Source organism: Methanothrix soehngenii GP6 (genome assembly GCF_000204415.1).
Classification (GTDB): Archaea; Halobacteriota; Methanosarcinia; order Methanotrichales; family Methanotrichaceae; genus Methanothrix; species Methanothrix soehngenii.
The window spans coordinates 1,820,282-1,840,514 of the sequence record NC_015416.1; the positions used below are offsets into that span (position 1 = coordinate 1,820,282).

The 20,233-nt window shown below is 47.5% G+C and carries 17 protein-coding genes and 1 pseudogene; 7 read left to right on the forward strand and 11 right to left on the reverse strand.

What is annotated here, in order from left to right; genetic code table 11:
- The first annotated feature begins 31 nt into the window (after nt 1-31).
- From MCON_RS09175 to MCON_RS09195, 5 genes are all read left to right on the forward strand, one after another.
- Nucleotides 32-1,300, forward strand: a complete 1,269-nt coding sequence (locus MCON_RS09175; protein ID WP_013719709.1) for an MFS transporter — start codon at nt 32-34, stop codon at nt 1,298-1,300.
- 269 nt (nt 1,301-1,569) lie between these two features.
- Nucleotides 1,570-3,123 (forward strand): ABC transporter substrate-binding protein, encoded by a 1,554-nt coding sequence (locus MCON_RS09180; protein WP_013719710.1) that lies wholly within the window; start codon nt 1,570-1,572, stop codon nt 3,121-3,123.
- Nucleotides 3,124-3,173: 50 nt separating this feature from the next.
- Nucleotides 3,174-4,121 carry an ABC transporter permease gene (locus MCON_RS09185; RefSeq protein ID WP_013719711.1) on the forward strand — a complete coding sequence of 316 codons (948 nt, stop codon included), beginning with the start codon at nt 3,174-3,176 and terminating at the stop codon, nt 4,119-4,121.
- A gap of 2 nt (nt 4,122-4,123) precedes the next feature.
- Nucleotides 4,124-4,978, forward strand: coding sequence for an ABC transporter permease (locus MCON_RS09190; protein ID WP_013719712.1), 855 nt, complete (start codon nt 4,124-4,126; stop codon nt 4,976-4,978).
- Nucleotides 4,979-5,820: 842 nt separating this feature from the next.
- The gene (locus MCON_RS09195; RefSeq protein WP_013719713.1) at nt 5,821-7,488 is read left to right on the forward strand and encodes a right-handed parallel beta-helix repeat-containing protein; all 1,668 of its coding nucleotides are present in this window, start codon (nt 5,821-5,823) and stop codon (nt 7,486-7,488) included.
- Between the two features lie 292 nt (nt 7,489-7,780).
- On the opposite strand, the gene MCON_RS09200 is transcribed toward MCON_RS09195, so the two are convergent.
- Complete coding sequence (locus tag MCON_RS09200; protein ID WP_013719714.1) at nt 7,781-8,431, reverse strand: ABC transporter substrate-binding protein; 651 nt, start codon at nt 8,429-8,431, stop codon at nt 7,781-7,783.
- Between the two features lie 41 nt (nt 8,432-8,472).
- On the opposite strand from MCON_RS09200, the gene MCON_RS09205 reads away from it, so the two are divergent.
- Nucleotides 8,473-9,531: an IS5 family transposase gene (locus MCON_RS09205; protein ID WP_013718487.1), complete on the forward strand. Its 1,059-nt coding sequence runs from the start codon at nt 8,473-8,475 to the stop codon at nt 9,529-9,531.
- Between the two features lie 83 nt (nt 9,532-9,614).
- Here the strand turns inward: MCON_RS09205 and MCON_RS16710 are convergent, their stop codons facing one another.
- The 5 genes from MCON_RS16710 to MCON_RS15245 form a co-directional block, all read right to left on the reverse strand.
- Complete coding sequence (locus MCON_RS16710; protein ID WP_013719715.1) at nt 9,615-10,364, reverse strand: hypothetical protein; 750 nt, start codon at nt 10,362-10,364, stop codon at nt 9,615-9,617.
- Nucleotides 10,365-10,515: 151 nt separating this feature from the next.
- Nucleotides 10,516-10,716 carry a CooT family nickel-binding protein gene (locus MCON_RS09215; protein ID WP_013719716.1) on the reverse strand — a complete coding sequence of 67 codons (201 nt, stop codon included), beginning with the start codon at nt 10,714-10,716 and terminating at the stop codon, nt 10,516-10,518.
- Nucleotides 10,717-11,502: an ATP-binding protein gene (locus MCON_RS09220; protein WP_013719717.1), complete on the reverse strand. Its 786-nt coding sequence runs from the start codon at nt 11,500-11,502 to the stop codon at nt 10,717-10,719.
- Nucleotides 11,499-12,212: a DUF4198 domain-containing protein gene (locus MCON_RS09225; protein WP_013719718.1), complete on the reverse strand. Its 714-nt coding sequence runs from the start codon at nt 12,210-12,212 to the stop codon at nt 11,499-11,501. The genes MCON_RS09220 and MCON_RS09225 overlap by 4 nt, the downstream gene beginning before the upstream one ends.
- 265 nt (nt 12,213-12,477) lie before the next feature.
- The gene (locus MCON_RS15245; protein ID WP_083804703.1) at nt 12,478-13,383 is read right to left on the reverse strand and encodes an ABC transporter substrate-binding protein; all 906 of its coding nucleotides are present in this window, start codon (nt 13,381-13,383) and stop codon (nt 12,478-12,480) included.
- 52 nt (nt 13,384-13,435) lie between these two features.
- On the opposite strand from MCON_RS15245, the gene MCON_RS16235 reads away from it, so the two are divergent.
- Nucleotides 13,436-13,591: a hypothetical protein gene (locus MCON_RS16235; protein WP_157863760.1), complete on the forward strand. Its 156-nt coding sequence runs from the start codon at nt 13,436-13,438 to the stop codon at nt 13,589-13,591.
- A gap of 347 nt (nt 13,592-13,938) precedes the next feature.
- Here the strand turns inward: MCON_RS16235 and MCON_RS09235 are convergent, their stop codons facing one another.
- The 5 genes and pseudogenes from MCON_RS09235 to MCON_RS15655 form a co-directional block, all read right to left on the reverse strand.
- Nucleotides 13,939-14,880 carry a nucleoside recognition protein gene (locus MCON_RS09235; RefSeq protein WP_013719719.1) on the reverse strand — a complete coding sequence of 314 codons (942 nt, stop codon included), beginning with the start codon at nt 14,878-14,880 and terminating at the stop codon, nt 13,939-13,941.
- Nucleotides 14,881-15,019: 139 nt separating this feature from the next.
- Nucleotides 15,020-16,276: an ABC transporter substrate-binding protein gene (locus MCON_RS09240; protein WP_048132257.1), complete on the reverse strand. Its 1,257-nt coding sequence runs from the start codon at nt 16,274-16,276 to the stop codon at nt 15,020-15,022.
- 18 nt (nt 16,277-16,294) lie between these two features.
- Nucleotides 16,295-17,404, reverse strand: coding sequence for an ABC transporter substrate-binding protein (locus MCON_RS09245; RefSeq protein ID WP_083804704.1), 1,110 nt, complete (start codon nt 17,402-17,404; stop codon nt 16,295-16,297).
- Between the two features lie 337 nt (nt 17,405-17,741).
- A pseudogene (locus MCON_RS09250) lies at nt 17,742-18,863 on the reverse strand (IS4 family transposase); the annotation flags it as partial.
- A 9-nt stretch (nt 18,864-18,872) separates the two neighbouring features.
- Nucleotides 18,873-20,005, reverse strand: a protein-coding gene (locus MCON_RS15655; RefSeq protein ID WP_157863761.1) for an IS630 family transposase whose coding sequence is annotated in 2 segments (ribosomal slippage) — nt 18,873-19,579 and nt 19,579-20,005 — 1,134 coding nt in all. Because the reading frame shifts where the segments join, the coding sequence is not laid out codon by codon here.
- Between the last annotated feature and the right edge of the window lie 228 nt (nt 20,006-20,233).

Here is a 20,233-nt window from a genome sequence, read left to right on the forward strand (position 1 = left end):
GCCTCAGCTTTTTTTGCCAGAATAAGCTATCATGTCATTTGATCTTCTTCTGATGAATTTGCTCCTGGCAGGCAATGGCTATGCCTCCAAGCTAAGGCGCTTCAGCCCCAATGCGAGAAAGTATCTGCTCTTCGTCTTCCTGACCACTCTAAATGCGGGGATATATGGGGTCATATTCAATCTCTACATCCTGCGACTGGGCTTCGGAGAGGATTTTCTGGGGCTGATCCTATCTATCTCCGCCACCTCCATGGGACTCTTTTCCATACCTGCAGCCTTTGTCTGTGATCGCCTGGGCAGAAAGAGGACGTTGCTTCTCTCTTCAGTTCTCAGCGCTATATCGCTCTTCTTTCTCTATAATACCACAACACCGGAGCTATTGGTGCTATTCAGCCTGGCATCCGGGATGGCATCCGCCCTGGGCCTGGTGACCGGATCGACCTTCCTCCTGGAAAACTCGACCAAAGAAGAGAGGATGTATCTCTTCTCCATGTCCTCGCTCATCTACACCTTTTCCCTCCTATCAGGAAACATGTTGGGCGGATTTCTGCCCGATATCCTGGCAGATCTCATCTCTGCCCAGTCTGGCAGCGCCATATCCTATCGGCTAACTCTCTATGTGTCATTGGTTGCCACTGTGGCATCGCTGCTGCCCCTGGCATATGTCGCGGAGAAGAATTCGGAAGAGAATAATGACATCAGAGGCCAGCTTCACATCTATCGATCCATATTCAAGTCCAAGGTCATCAGACAAATGACCCTATTTTATTGCCTTTATGGGATAGGATGGGGCACATCCCTTCCCTATTTCAATGTATACTTTGATACGGTTCTCGGTGCCAGTGCCAACCAGATCGGCATCATCTTCTCCGTCTCGCAGGTCTTCATGATTCTCGGATATTTTCTAGTCCCCGTTCTCACCGAAAGGACGGGGAAGGTCCGGCTGGTCGCCATTGTGCAGATCTTATCGATACCATTTTTGCTGATGTTTGTCCTCACCAATAACCTGCTCATTGCCGTGGTTGGATTTGTGATGAGATATATGATCATGAATATGGCAAATCCCATCCTGAATAGCTTCAAGCTGGAGATCGTTCAGCCTGAGGAGAGGTCGATGATAAACAGCATAATGTGGATGGCCTGCTACACCTTTGTAGGAATTGGAAACTATGTCGGCGGCCTTATGATGGCTAAAGGCGATAGCCGCATGCCTTTTATGGTCACTGGCTTGTTCTATGCGGCAACAGCTGTATTTTATTATATATGCTTTAATAAGCTGGAAGAAATTATAAAGACATGACGCATCCCATCGCAAAAGAGTTGGACATAAATATTACTTATATTAGAATTGATCTTATTTAATGCTATAATACCGAAATCCTTATTTAATATATACACCCATCCAGAAAGCTTAATCACATGAATGCTGTGAGGTGGCCAGAAAAGCGGCTCATTGATCAGCATATTCGATATTCACATGAGTGGCTTACAGAGGTATTGCAGCACTAAAAAAAGAGCACCAATTGAAGAATATGGTTGGAATTAGAAATGATGAATTATGGGCATTCTATGAGCAGAGGGCCTCAATTCTCGAAGAGAATAATCCAGAGGGCAGCAATCGTTGAAGTTGCCCTATTCCTGGTCAGCCTCTTCGTGGGCATCTCTGCAGCAGATGATGAAACGCTGAAGGTGGCATCGCCCTGGGAGCCAAAATCGCTTGATCCCATTGTATATCAATTGAGCGTGGACGTTTCTGAGCCGCTTCTGAGTGTGGACTCAGAGGGAAAACTATCGCCAATGCTTGCCCAGTCATGGGATGTATCCGAGGACGGCAGAACATGGACATTTCACTTAAGAGAAGGAGTCAGCTTCCATGATGGAACGCCTTTTAATGCAGAAGCTGCGAAGCTGAGCTTGGAGAGGACCTTCAGAAGATCGGCAGAATATTCTTCCATCAAGGCATTTCCAGTGGAGTCAGTCACAGCGCCTGATGAGTACACCCTGGTGATAACCACCAGCAGGCCATTTGCTCCCCTGGCAGGATACCTGAGCAAGGATGCAACTGAGATACTGGCGGCATCATCTTTCGACAGCAATGATGAGGTCGTAGAGCCCATAGGCACCGGCCCCTTCAAGTTCGACTCCTGGGTGCCAAAGGAGAGCATGACAGGTGTTCGATTTGAAGACTATTGGGGCTCCAAAGCAAAGGTGGAGAAGGTGGTATTTTCAAACGTCCCTGAAGAGAAGACCAGGGAGAGCATGCTGAGAGCAGGCGAGGTGGACATAATTGGCACTATCTCTCCTGCTCTTGCCAAGAAGCTGGCCGAGGACTCCAGCTTCAAAGTCTACGAGCAAGAGGAGATGGGCAGAGTACGCCATCTACTGCTGAATGTAGCTAATCCGCCCCTGGATGATGTTCTGGTGCGTCAAGCGATAAGCATGGCAATAGACCGCGATCTGATCTGCGATTCCCTCCTGGAGGGCATGGATCAGACGGCATCAGCTCCTTTCTCATCCAATCTCTACTGGTCAAACGATAACCTCGAAACCCCATCATATGACCCAGAGGAGGCAATTGCACTCCTGGAAGAGGCCGGCTGGTCGGACAGCGATAACGATGGCATCATGGATAAGGATGGGGAGGATCTCAAATTATCTCTGTTCACCTATCCGAGCAGGCCGGAGCTTCCAAGCATTGCAGAGGCGTTGAAAGATCAGCTGGGCCAGGTGGGAATCGATATAGAGATCACCATTCTCGATGACTCTGCAGTGAGAGAACAGGCCAAAGGAGGGAAGGTGGACATCTATCTGGTCTCCGTCAATACTCTCCTCAATAGAGACCCGGACACATGGGCCAGCTATTTTACTACGGAATCGTATTACTACGACTGCATGAACTATGCCCCTGATGATGTGGCCGACCTCATCGAAAAAGGAAGGGAGACCATGGACCAGGAGGCGAGAAAGGAGATCTACGACCAGCTTCAAGAGAGGATACTGAAGGATGTTCCTGTGGTTTATCTGACCTACTACACGGGCATTTCCGCCTCAAGCTCCGATATACAGGACTATGAGCTGAGCCTGATCGGCAGGCATCACCTGGAGAATGCCTACAAAGCCTGAATGAAAAGAGGGAGTGCGAGAGGAACAAGAGCGAGGGACGGGAGCAGGACATGTACGGGCTCATCCTGAGGCGGATTGCCGCTGCCATTCTGACCATATCCGTTCTCACCGTATTTGTCTTCGCCCTCCTCTATCTCTTCCCTGGAGATCCTGCGGAGCGAATACTGCAGACCAGGATGAACGGTGAGCTTCCCACTTCCCGTGATACAGTGGAGGTACTGAAAAAGGAGATGGGGCTGGATGCACCTCCATATCAGCTATACCTGAGCTGGGCCAGCGGGGTGTTGCATGGCGATCTGGGCTACTCTTACGTCACCAGAAGGCCGGTCATAACCATTCTCAGTGAGTCCCTCCGGGCGACCGGCGAGCTGGTGATGATCTCCATGCTGATAGTCATGTTCTTTGGGCTTGCTCTGGGCTTTCTAGCCGCCTGGAAGGAGGATTCGTGGATCGATGATATGCTCAGCTATCTTGCCATTCTGGGCATCTCCGTGCCCGGATATGTCACAGCCTTCGTCTTAATCCTCATATTTGCCATAGGCCTGCATCTGCTTCCCGTGGCGGGACGAAGCGGGCTATATTCCATGCTCATGCCTGCAGCATCGCTCTCCTTTGGAGGGGCAGCGATGCTTATGCGCATGACCCGATACGATATCCTGGAAGAGTCAAGGCAAGACTACGTCCTGGCAGCGAAAGCGAAAGGCCTGGGCGAAGCACGGGTGTTTTTCGGGCATATATTCAGGAATTCCCTCCCCCCGTTGGTCACTTACCTCGGGCTGGAGTTGGGAGGCCTATTCGGCGGGGCGGTGATTGTGGAGAACATTTTTGCCTGGCCGGGAATCGGCCGGCTCCTGGTGGACTCGGTCCAGTCAGGAGACGTCCCATTGGTTCAGGCCAGCGTCCTCTTAATCGGGGTGATATTCATCCTCATAAATATCATCGTCGATCTGCTCTATACCTATATCGACCCCAGAATAGATCCGGAGGGCGTTTTATAGGCATGGCCCAGCGAGATCTCCTGAAAGAGGGTATCCTTGGAAACAAGAAGATACTCATAGGCTCTGCGATCATTGGGACGGTACTGATCATAGCTCTTTTTGCACCACTGATCGCCCCTCATGATCCCGAAGCGATAGATCTGAGAAACAGGATCGCTCCCTGGACGCTTGAGCATCCTCTCGGAACCGATTACATGGGCCGATGTCTCTTGAGCATGCTAGTGTATGGGCTGAGGCTCTCTCTCTTCATCGCTGCTGTGGTCCTCTTGATAAGAGTGGCATTGGGCACTGCTCTGGGGATGATGGCCGGATACTTCGGAGGCACTGCCGACCGGCTGATCTGCAGGATCATCGACTTCGAGCTCGTCTTCCCGGACATCGTCCTCGCCCTGGTGCTGGTCGGAACCCTGGGGCCGGGAGTGCCAAACCTGATATTGGCGTTGTCCATAGTTGGCTGGTCGAAGTACGCCAGAGTCATACGCAGCACTGTGATCTCAGTCAAGGAGAAGGGATTCGTCGAGAGCGCCCGAGCACTGGGTGCAAGCGAGAGCTACATCATGGGAAGACATATACTGCCCAACACCATCGCTCCCCTGATACCGATGATCACCTTAGGGCTTGGTGGCCTTCTTCTCAGCGTGAGCGGATTGAGCTTCATCGGTCTGGGGGTGGAGGCGGGAACCCCCGAGCTGGGGATGATGATCAAGAACGGATTTGGCGTCTTCCCAGGCCACCCCCATCTGGTTCTTGTACCCTCTGCATTGATAATCGTCTGCGTGACCGGTTTTACCCTTATCGGTGATGGCCTGCGTGATCAGCTGGACCCAAGAAAAGGCAATCCATTCAATCTATCCTAGCAGCGAATTGCGGCCAAGGAATGCATAAAATAGGAATGCTGTCAGGGCATAGAGTGCGCCGGTTATCAGGAACGGCATCTGGTTATGCCCCCCGGCCATCATAATTACTCCGGCATATGTCCCTGCCCCCACAAACAGGTAGCATGCCGTCCAGGTAAGGCTGTTGATTATCGGCCTCTCCTCAGGCGGGACGATCTCTCCAAGATGATCGCATCAAGAGATCAAGTCCTCGATCGAAGCGAACTGGCCAATGTCGATGTGGTAAAGGACAATCAGGTGTGCACTCCGTGCATTCCAATATCTTTAAATATTTAGAATATAATTGTGTTTCGTATTGATAATCAGGAGGTATGCTACTGAAATGGAATGTATTAATGGTATGCATACTACTTTCTTGTATGCATGTCGTAATGTCTGTTCAAGGTAATGAGAATCAAGGTGCAGAAACAGAACTCGAACTACAAGAGAGTCAGTCTAACACTGAGGTTGTTCCTTTGCCAAATAATAGCGTCGCTTTGAATCAGTCAACATCGACACCGATTGGTTTGGAAAGGACTGCAAGGAATAACAGTAGTCTTATTGAAAATGATACAAAATGTGAGCAAAGGACAAACTGCAGTGATCGAGAAAAAGGAGCCCTTGATGATGAAGTTAGTTGGCACATAATATCCTGTGCCACTATATATTCAGGTACATGCCAATATTCCAATAACTGTTATGTTGATGGGCATTGTCCCAATTGTTTTAGCTATTCAAGCTCGCATGTATGCTGTTTGTATGGACATTGGGATAGCTCAGGTTTGCATTGTTATGCTTAGTTACCTGCTAGGAGGAAATCAGTTATGAACGTAAAATTGCTGGCATTAGCAATATTCTTAATCACATTAGGGGAAGTATATGGACAGGCGGATGAGCTTGAACACGCAGTTATGGGGGATGTGGATCTGCGATCAGGCTACGGGCGGGTTTGGACTAGCATTTACGGCGTTGAACTGGTATCTCTGCCTTCATATAATGATACTTTACAGCAGTTGATAGACAATGCTGTAGATGGTGATACCATCGAATTACAGCCAGGCTGGTATATATCTGACCAGAATTCTTCGGGATTTCTTGTAGAGATTGATAAGAACCTGACCCTGAAAGGACAAGGGATGGTAATCATAGACGGTCGAAGATTGCGCAGTGCATTGGCCATAGGTAAAAGCAATCCACAAGTAAAAGTAAAACTATCTAATATCAAATTGATAAACTGCAAAGGTGAGACTGGCGCGGCTATACTCAACCATGGCAAAATGCTGATCTTGGATGATTGCCTATTAGGTAACAATATAGCATACAATGGTTCAAGTATTTACAATAAATACGGTGAAGTGTGGATAAATGACAGCTTAGTAACGAATAACTTCGCTATGCATGATGGTACAGTGGTTAACGAGGGAGGAAAATTGATCGTGGAAAACAGCACATTTTCCCAAAATATAGCATCTATGGGAAGTGGCATCTCCAGTAAGGGAGCCGTGCTGCGAAAAGATAGCTATGACCTGCAGAAGATCCGTGAAGAATACAGGAATGATTTCGGGAGTGGCATGCAGGTGATCGTGAGAAATTGCACCATTTCATACAACCGTGGAGATACAGGAGGTGCCATCAGTAATGAAGGCGGCAGTCTTATAATAGATTCGACATCCTTCGAATCCAATAGAGGATCTGGGGGCGCGATTTACGCCTTTAATTGCCCATTAATAGCCACGGGCTGCAAAATTCTGAACAGTAAGATGGCGGATAACTGTTTTAACGCCGGTATTGGAGCCAGCGTTTTCATCTTCGGACAAAATGCGCTTATTGAGAATTGTTCCCTTCTCGATAACGAAGCCATGGTTGAGAATTTGCATGAAACATGTGGGACTGGCGGCGGTATTTATGCTTCAGAATCGAATGTGACTGTGGATAACTGTGATATACGACGCAACAAGGCATTTTACGGAGGAGGCATAAATGTATTTAAAGGCAATTTAATCGTAAATGGCGGAATAATCTCAGATAACGTAGCTAAAAGTATTAAATTGCCTGAAAGAATAACATTAACTTCTGTAAGCTTATCTAAATGCACCGAAACGGACTGTGAACGAGTTGATCTAACCGACAGCATTCCTGATACTATTGGCGGAGATGGCGGCGGCATTTTTATCATCGGTAACGCCACATTGAACGATGTTACAATTGAAAGGAATTACGCTGCCAGAAAAGGAGGTGCGATCTACATAGATGAAGGAAGCCAAATAAGGCTGGATGGCAAAGTAACCATCATCGATAACCAGGCAAAAGAAAAGGGTGGAGCAATTTATAACCGAGGCACGCTCGACCTGAGAAACGCTATAATCTCAAATAACTGTGCAAAAGAAGGTGGTGGTATTTTCATAGAACCGCTTGGTAATCAGGTGGGTAATACGGGCCTGGCAACTAATAATACTCCAGATAACATCTATTCGCCCGCAGAAGTTGAATAAATGAATAATGTATCTCAGCCAATAGGCTGGGATGCAAACCATTTTTCCTTGCAGAAACCAAAGAAGAAGTCACCGCTTGAGCCATGCATTGTGCTGGCTAGGGGAAGGATCAGCATCGATGAGGAGCTATAGAGACGGATGAGATGCAGATAAAATAGCATAGTAGAGACGCAGCGGAGTGAACCCTTGATAGTAGACAGGTAGTTAAGCAACGGCATTTAAAGCAATCACTAATTCGAACTGATCCGGAGATCTATACTGAACGTAGCCGCCTGGATATCTGAGAATGGTTCTAAACCTGTTCCTCCAGAAAAGGGTATAAAAATACCCCTTTAGGCTCTGTCTCTGTGCTATAAAAGGCCAGGTACTCTCTCAGTAGCTCATCCGGTTTTATCTCTTCGAACTCCTCCGGATGAAGCAGCTTTCCCAGGTACGCTGCACCTATTGGATTCAATCCTCCACCTCCCACCAGAAAGTTGTCGATATAATACACGTTGCCATTCTTGATGGCATCCAGCTCGGAGAACTCCGTCTGATTCGATATGGCCTGGACGGATTCTGCTGCGCCGGATACGTCCTCGGTCTCAAAGCCTGCATTGCTATTTGGATTCAAATAAGATGTGAATATATACTCTGGATTCTGCTCCATCACCCATTCAGGCTCCACATCGACGCTGGTCTTCCCGTAAAAGGGACTATCTTCCTTCACTATTTTGTCTATCAGGTTTCTTGCCCCGGCCAGCTTGAGCGATTGATCATATCTGCTGCCTCCTGCAGTGTATTTTGTGCCCAACTCATGGGAGTTGAAGAGGACCTCAGGCTTATCCTCTTCAGGGATCTGATCGGATATCCTCTTTATCCTATTGTAAGTCTCTTGATGCCAGGCGGCAAAATCTCTTGCCTTCTCTTCTTCATCAAAGGAGGGTTTCGAAAAACTAATCAATCGAAATGTTTATATACTATTAATATCATAATATTTGATGTATGAGGACGCTCATAGATTTTGCCATGCGAGAAGAATATTCTCGGGTTAAAGCTCTCGGCGATGATCTCTCCGATATTAACTCTTTAATCAATTGGGATCGATTCAGATTTTTAGAACCATTGATCTATAAGAATAAAACTAGCCGTGGAGGTCGTCCAAACATTGATATTGTAATTATGGTGAAGGCACTTGTACTTCAGAGTTGGTTTGGTTTATCAGACCCAGAACTGGAACGCCAAGTTACGGACAGAATCTCATTTCGAATTTTTCTTGGCACCACAGAAGTGATTCCAGATTTCAGCACAGTTTGGCTATTTCGCGAGCGACTGATCGAATGTGGCAGATACGAGGATCTTTGGAAAGAGCTCCAGAATCAGCTTGATGAGAAAGGATTTGCCGTAAAGAAGGGCACAATTCAGGATGCTACTTTCATAACATCTGATCCAGGGCAAAAGAGGAATAAAAAAGATCAGAAAGACCAAGATAAAAAGGATCCCAATTTAGAAGCCATCAAGGCGAGACCGACTCCTGATTTTGATAAAGACTTGCTCAATATTTCTAATAATATCGTTAGCAGCAATGCCAAACCAAAGAGACTCGATGATGGTCCAATAAATGAGGGGACTTGGGCAAAAAAGGGCAGCAAATCATTTTTCGGTTATAAGGGCCATATTCTAATCGATACCGAGTACCATCTTATCCGAAAAATCGAGACAACAACAGCATCTCTTCATGATAGTCAGGTGGACCTTGGAATCAATGGATTACCACGTTACGCCGATAAAGGATATAGCGGTGCCAAGACACAAGGATACGATGCTGCGATGAAAAAAGCTGCAAGAGGTCATAAGCTGGGAATCAAAGACATTCTGAGAAATAAAAGGATCAGTAGAAAGCGATCGCAAATCGAAAGATGTTTTGCGGTTATGAAACGAGCCCATAATGCAGGTCATGTTTCTGTAACGACTATCGCCAGAGCAGGGATAAAATTCATGATGAATTCAATCGTTTACAACATAGAGCAGTTGAAATATTTAGGGCGTGTTCCTTCAACATAGCGGAGGCTATGAAAGTGCACGAGAGAATAGAGAAAAAGCAAGGCAAAATGCAGAAAAAGAGGCTACATAATGGATGAATTGACCTAAAAACAACCATAAAGATTGAAAATATTAACGCAGGAATTTAAAGCTCTTCTAATTGGTGCTAAATCGAAACCCTCAAAGATATATCCATAGATCAGGACAGTTGCAGATGTATGCTCCGGCTCGCGCGCATTAAGACAGATCAATGGAATTCCAGGAAGATTCCTGTGGAACTCCTCTTTCATCTTTCTGCCTGCATCATTTGCATAGTTCAAAAATTCCAGATTCGTCTGAACGGCATCTGGCGAAAGGGAGAGAACATGCTCAAAGTCAACATCGGGCGGAGTATTCCCTACCGAATGCCATTGGCTTATCTCTCCCCAAAATACTGGATAATTGGAATAATCAGGTCCAACCACAGGCAGCATCCTATCCTCCGCGCCGATGAGACGCAATAGCTGGGGACCAATATAGCCCAGTGCAGCCACGTGGTTTATGGGCTTATTGACCGTCTCCGCATCTCCGAATATATCGATGAAGGTGAGGCTGCTCTCTGTGCCATTGATTATCCTCTCGATCTGAGCGATATCCTCTTCATCGACCTCCTGATCATAATTAGCATCTGCAAGCTCTGTTGTCTCTGCCGATCCCTTCATTATATCCTTCACATATGCAATGTCCTCTTCATCGATGATGTCATCCAGATTGGCATTGCCAAAGACATCCAGCCGCACATCAAGGGCATCCGCCGGGGACACGGCGAAGAATAAGATACACAATGAGATCATCATACATCCTTTATCAATCATAATAAACACTCCAACCGATTGCAATCAAATAATATTTATGGCTATATTTGCAATACTTAGCAATCCATAAGCAATCCAGGTAAAATGAGTGAGGCGTACAAGCTCATCTCGATCGCCATTGCCATCACCCCATGCCGGATATTAATCATTTCTAATTCATCCTCTTCAGTATCATCTCCTGAGAAAGGGTATTCACCTCCTCGATAGTGGCATTCTCCACCGGTGTAATGCTGCCGAAAGCATCCATCAAGAGCACTTTTCCTTCCTTTCTCCTGGCGACGAGAATGTCTTTCGCCATCATCTGACGATCCTTTTGGTTATCGCCCAACAGATATACCGTGAATTCACACATTTATGCCTCCGAAAGCATGAACTGCTCTACCCTGACAATATCCCTCAAGGAGCTGGAATGCGGGGCATAATCGAGGAGCAATGCTCCTTTTTTGTCCGCTTCCACCACCTCCCGATCATAGCTCACAGACATTATCTGCTGAGCATTTCCATCCAGCTCTCTTTTTGCCATCAGAAGGTCTTCATCGACCTCTACCTTGTTCACCACCACTATCTGCCTCTTGACCCCCAGATCCCCAGCCAGCTTCAGGCCGTGCTTTGCCACCTCCAGGGACTTCGGGGTGGGCTCAGTGATGACGAAGGAGAGGTCGAACTCCGAGGCCAGTCCTCGGCCGAAGATCTCTACCCCGGCCTGAGAGTCCACGAAGATGAAGTCGTGCTCTTCCGGACCGGATGCCAGGTAGTTCACCAGCAGCCGGACCAGAGATATGGGTGCGCACAGACAGCCTGCGCCGCCGAAGGGTATCGTCCCCATCACAATCAGCTTCACACCATCTGCTGCCGGGATAATGAACTCATCGAGGTCCTCCTCTGTGCACTCCAATCCGTGCTCACCATGCTCCTGCTCCTCTGCCTGCGGCCCGAGCCTTTCCCAAAGATGGCTGCTATCCTTTGCCAGAGAGACGACATCGCTGAGAGGAATGCCCAGGGACATGGCCAGATTCATGCTCGGATCGCAGTCTATGACCAGCACCCTGTAGCCATCCCGAGCCAGCAGCCTGGCCAGATTGGAAAGGATGGTGGTCTTGCCCACACCACCCTTTCCTGAGAAAATTATCCGTTTCATCGGGACTCCAGAACCAGCGTATTGACAAATACGGTTTCGTCGAACTCCTCGTTCACTCTCTTCGTCCCGTCCGCATGCCTGACTAAAAACATGCATTCGCCGTCCACGTCGATGGGAATCCTTGCCACACCATTCTCGTCTGTTCTGGCGGATCCAATCTCTCGTCCCTCTTTCTTGGAGACGGCTTTGATATCCGCAAATGCTAGAGGCTTCTCTTCGTACAGGACGGAGAGCTCGATCTCCTGCCCAGAGCGGCAGAAAGGCTCTTTTGGCACTATCTCCAGAATCCCGTGCAATGGGCGGCCAATGTAGTCGCTGCCATTTCCCACAGAGATTATGGTCTTAGCCATCTGGTTGTAAGCTCCAGCATAGATCACATCCTTGAACTGGAATTTTGGACCCTGGTTGTAGCCATCCTTGGTCTGCGACCAGACGGTCGTGCCCATGTCGACGAAAGCGATGTAATGGCCGGCATTCTCTGCCTTGAACTTCATTGAATGGCGATCATCGCCCGCAGATAGAACTGCCTCTCCCCGGATTCCATCGGGAAGAAAGACAAATGGCAAAAACCTGCTGATATCAGCCACGCCATCCTGGCGCATGTTGTGGCCATAGACAAGGGACAGCTCAACATCATCATTCTCGATCTTCGATCTCTCCAGCCAGATCTCATGGCCCTGAATCATCAATGACAAATTTCTCTCTTGCATATGCTCCATTCCTCATTACCGATGTGATTGATTGGGTTTATAGGGTTTGTTTATTAATAAGTTTTCCTTTATCAATAGTATTTAGTAATAATATATTAAATTAAAAGCAAAAATGATGTTACCCCCCGAGCTCTGGATTGGTCCTCCAATCAGAGAACATGGAAGGCGGAAGATCAGATCCGCAGATGCAAAGCCGCAGAGTTCAGGGAGGACTCAATTATTGCATTTACCGCTCATTAAATCAGGAAGAGCCTTCTTGTAGCATCTAACTCATCGGAGGATAAACGAATGCCCCATGCTCCTTTAGATCATAGTCCACGTTCTGGAACCGATCGATATATTCCTGATGCACCTGTTCTGGATCGAGGTCCCCGAATAGGTCGGGATAAAGCCACTTGGCAAAGTACAGGACGCCAATATGATCTCCTGCTCCCAGGGTGTTTATGAAATAGGTCACATAGATTCTGCCATTCTTTCCTGCATTGGTCTCGCCGAATCCAGCTGTTCCCATGATCTCATCATAGCGCTCCTTCAGAACGGATTCATCATCGACCTCATAGCCACCATTCCAGGACAGTCCAATGATCGCATCCGGATTCTGTTCCAGCACCCATTCGGTCTCCACTGGGGGCAGGGTGTTCTTTGAGGAGATGCCAGCATCCACCCGGAGGCTATCGGCCAGGTCCGCAGCAATGTTTATTCCCCCGGCAAGCTCTATCGCCTCAGAGTAGCCGCTTCCCCGGACGACTGTGGTATTACCCGGCCGGTCAACGAAGACCTTCACCCTCTCGCCCTCTGGAATAGTAGCTACCCTCTCAGCAACCATATCCAGATATCCATCCTTCCATTCCTGATACTCCAATGCTCTATCCACCTCATCCAGCATACAGGCGAGGGTGAAAAGAGATGGCGTCCCTTTGCTCCAGGTCTCCAGATAGACCACATCTATGTCCGACCCCCTGAGTTTCTCCTCAAGATAAGGGCAGCCGGTCTTTGTGCCGATGATTATTGCATCCGGTTGGAGCTTCAGGATTGCCTCCACATCGCAATCGTTTCTGTTGCCGATGGAAGCGGTCTGGATGAACTGGGGGAAGTAGGTGGGATACTTTCCAAGGGTACCGGAGCTTCCCTCTGAATCCACCCCGACTACCCGCTCTTCTGCACCCAGGATGCCGAATGATCTCTGCCGTAATGGCGTATACCAGAATGATCCTCTCTAAGGGATGCTTGACCCGGCTGGCATTGCCAAAGGCATCGATATAATAAATTTCGGATTCAGTCCCCTGGATGATCTTCTTGATCTGATCCAGATCTTCTTCATCGACCTTTCCATCCTGGTTGGCATCAGAGAGAGCGGTCTCTTTATTCTTGCCGTCTAGGATGCCCTGCACATAATTTCTGTCCTCCTCATCTATCAGCTCATCCCCATTTGCATTGCCGAAGATATCCAGGGTGAACTCATGGGCGGATGCGGATAGGATCAGCAATAATCCTAATGAGATCAATGCGTAGATTGCTTTATTCACAGTCCCGTCACCTCAATTGCCAAGTCTGAACTGAAATTGACCCATCTGCTTATAAGTATGTCGATAAAAGTATGATTTATTAAGATTAATATATATCAAGATTTTACTTAGAGCAATAAGCAAAGGCCTTTTTGAGCTTCTGAGAAAGATGTGTCGAGTGCCATCACCCCCCTGATAGAATCCCCGGAGAGAATGCTTCTTTATCCAGCCAGTACCATCAATACGATCAAGACCAGCAGCCGGACCAGCACGCTGATCCCCGTGGATATTACAACCAGCGACAACCCCAACCTCACTCCAAAGACTGAGGTATAATTGGGCATGAGCGAGCGGATGGAGTAGAAGGGAAGCATGAACATGCTGCCCAGCATCAGGACTATCAGTGCCTTTACCTCGCTTATGCTGCCGTTGCTGATCATCGGCCCCAAAAGGGTGATGCCCGCCTTGGGGCTGGCCACATAGATGGTCAGAGGGACTATAGTCTCCGGTGGCACTCTGAAGATCTGGGCGATGGGAAGGGCATTGATCGACTGGAGGATTCCCTTCTCGCTCAGGTATAAAACGAGAAAGGTCATTATGAAAAACAGGGATGATATACGCAAAAACAGCCGTCCCTGTCCATGCAGGGATCTCAAAACAGCCTGGAAGATGGTCGTTTTATTTTCGGGAATATCCGCATCTTTCGAAGCATCAGAGCCTTCAGGGAGATAGGCCCTCCCCAGGATCACCACTATAAAGAGCTTGATGATCCCTGTGGATAGAGCAACAATGGCATAAATCCCTCCTGCAAACAGCCCCAGCACCGGGACAACAAAGGCCAGATGATATGTGAACAGCTCTCGAAAGTAGACGGGAACGCTGTTCATGATGGCACAAAAAAATGCCTGACGCTCAGTCAGACTGCCCTCATCTTTCATCCGGGCGATCATTGTGTTCGCGGCCAGGGCCGACCCCAGGCTCACCACAAATGTGGATGCAGAGACAGCAGGAAGATGGGAGAACGATATCAAAGGTTTTGCCAGATAAGAGATCTTGTAGAATAAGCCCAGCTCATTCATCAGGCCAGTTAGGAATAGCATTATGAATACTATTGACATGGTGCTGGCGGTGGCGACCAGTGATTCAGCTAATAGATGGAGCATTTCCATTCTCTAATAATAATCGAATATCCTTTAAAGCTGTCGAGCATTAAGCTCCCGGATTGAAGTTGAAAAAGGCGGCATGGGGGCGATTCCCAGGAGAATGCATCCATCTCTCCCGGGATATCATTCGCCCATGGGGCTATGGATATACAAAGATCCCCTGATATTCTAGCCCCTGGAACCTCTCCAGATATTCTTTGTGTATGGCCTCTGGATCCAAATCCAGGAACTTCTCCGGATAAAACCACTTGGCCAGATATGAAAGGCCCACAAACCACCTTGGCCGGCTGGTGATCTCTGTGGTCATGAGATGCACCCGCTCGTCCTTTGCTGCATCCACCCGTGATAGCTCAGGAGCCTGGACGATCTTCGTCCATAGCTCTCTCATGGCACTGTCATTGGCCAGGCTGTAGCCTCCAGGAGAGCTCCAGGTGAAGATTATCTGGGGATTCTCTCCTACCACCCATTCCGGGTCCACAGTGGGATACATCCCGCCTGTTCCTCCGGTCAGATCATGGGCGATATTCTCGCCCCCGGCAAGGCCGCAGAGCATATCCACGATGGAGCCGTTGGATCCCGTCTTCCACAGATCGGCCGAAGTATAGTATATGGGATAGACCCGGGGCCTTTCACTCTCAGCGATCGATGATAACCGTTCCTCGATGAGGTCTGAGTATTTTCCCGCGAAACTGTTCAGCTCTCGGGCATCATCTTTCCGGTCCAGGATATAGCCCAGGGCCATGATCTCCGACGAAGAGTAGTCGGGATAGGTAAAGCCCATGCGAACCACTGTAATGCCTGTGCCTTCTAATTTGTCTTCCAGCTTCTCTGGATCCGGTGTCCTCAAATCAGCAATCACGATATCGGGATTGAGGCTGATGATGGCCTCGATATCCGGCTCGCTCCATTTTCCCACCGTGGGAAGGTCGATCATCTCTGGGAAGAAATCCCTGTTCGCTCCCTCCACCAGGGATGAGCCGACGCCCACGATCTTATCCTGCGCCTTTATGCCTCGAACCGACTCTGCACAGGCCAGGTTGAGAACCACAATCCTCTCCACCGGCATGGGAATGGTGACATTCATCAATTCTTCGTATATGGTGTAGGCCTTGAGGGTGAGCTGCTCTCCAGTCCCATCAATCAGCCTCTCTACCTGCTCGATATCCTTCCCATCCACAATACCATCGAGATTGGCATCAGATAGCTCCGTTGCTGGGCTCCTGCCGGCTATCACGTCCTCCAGATAAGCGATATCAGACTCATTGATGGCATCATCCATATTGGCGTTGCCAAATATATTCAGGGTATAGCTGAAAGCCAGCGAAGAAGAGCATATTGCGCATGAGCTGGCACATAACGCTATCAGCAGCATTACAAACTCAGATGATCTTTTCATTTTCATCAACTTCGATTCCTAATCAACAGCCGGAAAGACGAACATTCTATCGCTCTGCTCCTCCAGTCTCATGAAATCAAGATACTCCCCATAGGCCTCTTCTGGCTCGAGAGCGATCCCGGGATGGAGGATCTCTGCCAGGCGCTGCAGGCCGGCAACATTATCCAGGCCGAATAGGGTTTGGGCGGATACGACATAGACACGATCGTTCTTCACCGCCGATATATTCTGGGCTCCGGGACGGCTTAATATATCGTTTCTCATCTCCTCCAGAGCTTTGACATCGCCAGAGGATGTCAGGCTCCATCCCGGCAGGCCATCGGAAGATTTGAGATAGTCAGTCTTGATAATGACCTCGGGATCCTGAGAGACAACCCACTCCCATTCCACCTTGGGATAGGCTTCATCCTCCTCCATCACATTGCTTCCTCCCGCCTTTTCCAGGAGCATTCCTGAGGCCGAACTCCCTCCAAATGTGGTGATATCGCCAAGCCCCCTTGAGCTCCCCTCGATAAAGACTCTTGGACGGTCCAGGTTCTTTGCCCCCTGCTCAACCTCTGCCACATGCCGGTCATGCCAGTCGATTAGCTCTTCTGCTCGATCCTCCCGGCCAAGTATCGAGCCTAAAAGCCTCAACTCCCTGCTGAGGTTCTCCTCTTTGTAGAAGTCCAGCCCCAGGGCGACAATTCCGCTAAATGGCTCCAGGTTCTTGGAAACTGCCTCAACTCCATTCGGCTTTCCAGGATAGACAAATCCTAAGACGATGATGCCTGTGCCATTTCTCTTGCTGCCGATCTCTCCGATCTTCTCAAAGTCTATATCGCTCCATGTGCCAATCGATGGCCTTTCCTTCAGTCCCTGAAATGCATAATCCTCTTTTATTCCCTCCGCCAATCCAACAATCAGGTCCGAGGCTCCTAGAGCAGATACGGCTTCCGCTGCATCGGTATTCAGAACTATGATCCCCTGCACGGGCTCGGGGAGGGTCACCACCCTTCCCGCAGAATCTGTTATTGTCAAAGGAAATTCGGTCCCCTCTGAGCTGGCATTGATGACGCTGACCGCCAGCAAAAATCCGATCGACAAAGCCAACGCTATTAGATGCTTATTACTCTTCAATTTGAACACCTACCAGGTTCAATGTCTGGACAGACAATTATCCTTTAATGCCACTAATCCAAACATGATATTAATTATTGTTACTTTGTAATTTGCTTATAATACTTTCGGCCCGTTTAGGTTGCAGCTATGGAAGCATTTTCTCACGTAGTATGATAAGTGATAGATCAGAGCTATTGATCGTGAAAAGCTATACGACTGGTATTAAATATGTGTATGTGTTTAGCTGGCAAGCCTTGCCGTTAGCATTTGGAGATTATCCAGTTCTCTTTGTCTCTAGGTTGCCAATACGGTCATGATTCGTTCGTGAATCGAAGTTCCTTTGGTATTGCGCATTGGTCATCGGTTAAGCCCACCACTCAGCTCTAAAGCGTTCGCGGTTTACATGGGGGTCTAGGGCTTGACTATCGTAAACACCTGCTAGAGTTTCCCAAGTCCTTGTTATTCCCAGATATCGTAGAATAAGAGTCAACTGATCATCTGCATTCTCCGCGAAGATAATGCTCCATCGAAGTTGAGTGAATCTTACAATATTTTTTCCCGGATGAATTTTCCTAACATTAAAATATGTTCTCCTGCTAACAAGAAGTGTTAAAATCGCAACCCATATAAGAGCTTCAATTATCAAAGGATTTTTAGTATCCAGGGCGTCTAATGCATACCTGCTCTTTAGCTCTTTAAACATCAATTCGATATCCCATCTAGCTCCGTAAAGCTTTCCGATATCCTCCGGTTCAAGAATATCTGAGTTAATATTAGTAATATATGTATGATATTTTTCATCTTCATCATTATAGATAGCGACAAGACGGAATCGATGTGTATCGGGTCTTTTTACTCCTTTATATGCTCTGCGTTTAAAGGAAACCTCGATCTCCACATCCAAAATTTGTCGTTTGAGCTTGGGTAACACATCTTGTAGATATGCACCGCACACATCTATACTCTGACCTCTCCAGGACCTATTTGCCTTTATGATCATTGGATTCGAATTATCCTTTAATCGAGAGACTAAAAAACCTCCGTTCTCAGCTATTCTGGCAAATAGTTGATATTTATAGAAACCAAGATCAATGAGCAGTATTTTCCCTTTTATCCAGGGGCCGACTTTAATAGTCTTTAGCTCATTGGTACGTTCGTTGTGTATAGCAACGCTTTCTGGGGTGTTTCCAACTGCACTGACAAGAACCGCAATCTTAAGGCCAGCAGCTTCTCCTTTGGATCGGGCCGCTGGGTAGAGCTTTGCCAGACTTGAATGAAGTCGAACTATTGTGCTATCTTGGATCAAGACGTCTCGAAACTGAAATAACTTCTTATTGAGATTATAACTCTGTTCTTGCGCAAGGTATTCAATTCCATGAAGAACACATGCTTTGAGAAATTCCACAAGTTCTGGAGTAAATCTGTAATACCAGCTACTATCACTTAGTTTTTCATGAGCTTCTTTTTCATAACTTCTCTTCAAACTAGTGTCGCGTCAACTATTTAACGTCGGATAAAGACGAGAAAGCTTAACTCTGGCATCGGCAGTAGCGAATTGCCAATTTACCTTTGCATTTTTGTTATTTCTGATATCTTGCCATGCCACTGCTTCTTTCCTAACAGTTTCAATATCGTCGATTCTTCTGTTCAGACATTGTCCCCAAAGCACATTTAGTTCTATTTCAGCTATGTTCAGCCAGCTGCCATGTTTTGGAGTGTGCACGAACTCAAACCTATCCCATAACGCCTTTGCTTTTTCTGGCGGAAACTTCTCATAAAATGATCCTGCTTTATGGGTGTTGAGGTTATCCATAACTAATGTTATTTTTTCTGCTTGTTCATATTGAGCAGCGATCTCTTCTATAAAGCCAGCCCAGTCCAACGCAGTCCTTCTTTCAGTGACCTTTATCATGCGCTTCCCCGCCAATGGCTCGCAGGCAAGAAAGATATTGGCCATACCGCAGCGTTTGTATTCATAATCATATTTGGCAGACCGTCCGGGCGAGGCAGGAATTGGTTTTCTTGTTTCAGATATCAGTTGCTTTGGAGACTCATCCATGCATATGATTGGATGAAGCTGATCAAAGGGTCGCTTATATACGTCTAACACCATTTCCATGTTCGCGACAAAGCTACCGTTTTGATCTGGTGGAATCACCCATCCCTTTTGTTGCCAAGGCTTGATCTCGTTTTTTTTAAAATTCGCCTCACAGTCTCATGGGAAATGCTGTCAATATAGTTGAGCTCAACGACTTTATCAGCCAGTAGCCTTAAAGACCACCGTGCGAAACCTTCTGGCGGCTCGCTGCAGCTTAATGCAATCAAATGGGCTTCAAAATCCCCATCGGTTTTCTTGGCATAGATGCGGTTCCCTGTCCTTTTATCAAGTGCAGCATCGAGACCTCCTTCGACAAATCGCTTTTTCACGCGATCGATCTTTCTCATGCTGATTTGAAGCACACGAGACATTTCTTCATTGGTCGAGTGTTCTGTTTGGTAATCGCCTTTGTCGCAACCCAGCAAAATCAATGCATTTAGAATTTTCTGTGATCTCTGCTTTCCCTTTGATGCAATGTCACTGAGAGTTTTGCGTTCTTCTTCAGTTAACGTAACGATATACTTCTTCATATCCTATTCTCCAGGATAGAATATGAGCTAATACATCTTATACTTTACGACATTTAATTAATGACGCGACACTAGCCAGCGATCTCTGAAGACGGACTCCGAAACTCAGAACCAAAACCCAAAATATGATTACTGCATCGATTTTACGTTCACGCTTTATTAGACCAGTCTCTGCCGCAGTTTTCCTCAAAAAGTCCGGCGAGAACATCGTGCATAGATCCTTCTCTA

Excerpts from the sequence above, each read along its gene's own strand:
- MCON_RS09175 (WP_013719709.1), top strand. The coding sequence starts at position 32 with ATGTCATTTGATCTTCTTCTGATGAATTTGCTCCTGGCAGGCAATGGC.
- MCON_RS09180 (WP_013719710.1), top strand. The coding sequence starts at position 1,570 with ATGAGCAGAGGGCCTCAATTCTCGAAGAGAATAATCCAGAGGGCAGCA.
- MCON_RS09185 (WP_013719711.1), top strand. The coding sequence starts at position 3,174 with ATGTACGGGCTCATCCTGAGGCGGATTGCCGCTGCCATTCTGACCATA.
- MCON_RS09190 (WP_013719712.1), top strand. The coding sequence starts at position 4,124 with ATGGCCCAGCGAGATCTCCTGAAAGAGGGTATCCTTGGAAACAAGAAG.
- MCON_RS09195 (WP_013719713.1), top strand. The coding sequence starts at position 5,821 with ATGAACGTAAAATTGCTGGCATTAGCAATATTCTTAATCACATTAGGG.
- MCON_RS09205 (WP_013718487.1), top strand. The coding sequence starts at position 8,473 with ATGAGGACGCTCATAGATTTTGCCATGCGAGAAGAATATTCTCGGGTT.
- MCON_RS16710 (WP_013719715.1), bottom strand. The coding sequence starts at position 10,364 with ATGATTGATAAAGGATGTATGATGATCTCATTGTGTATCTTATTCTTC.
- MCON_RS09215 (WP_013719716.1), bottom strand. The coding sequence starts at position 10,716 with ATGTGTGAATTCACGGTATATCTGTTGGGCGATAACCAAAAGGATCGT.
- MCON_RS09220 (WP_013719717.1), bottom strand. The coding sequence starts at position 11,502 with ATGAAACGGATAATTTTCTCAGGAAAGGGTGGTGTGGGCAAGACCACC.
- MCON_RS09225 (WP_013719718.1), bottom strand. The coding sequence starts at position 12,212 with ATGCAAGAGAGAAATTTGTCATTGATGATTCAGGGCCATGAGATCTGG.
- MCON_RS16235 (WP_157863760.1), top strand. The coding sequence starts at position 13,436 with ATGCTTGACCCGGCTGGCATTGCCAAAGGCATCGATATAATAAATTTC.
- MCON_RS09235 (WP_013719719.1), bottom strand. The coding sequence starts at position 14,880 with ATGCTCCATCTATTAGCTGAATCACTGGTCGCCACCGCCAGCACCATG.
- MCON_RS09240 (WP_048132257.1), bottom strand. The coding sequence starts at position 16,276 with ATGAAAAGATCATCTGAGTTTGTAATGCTGCTGATAGCGTTATGTGCC.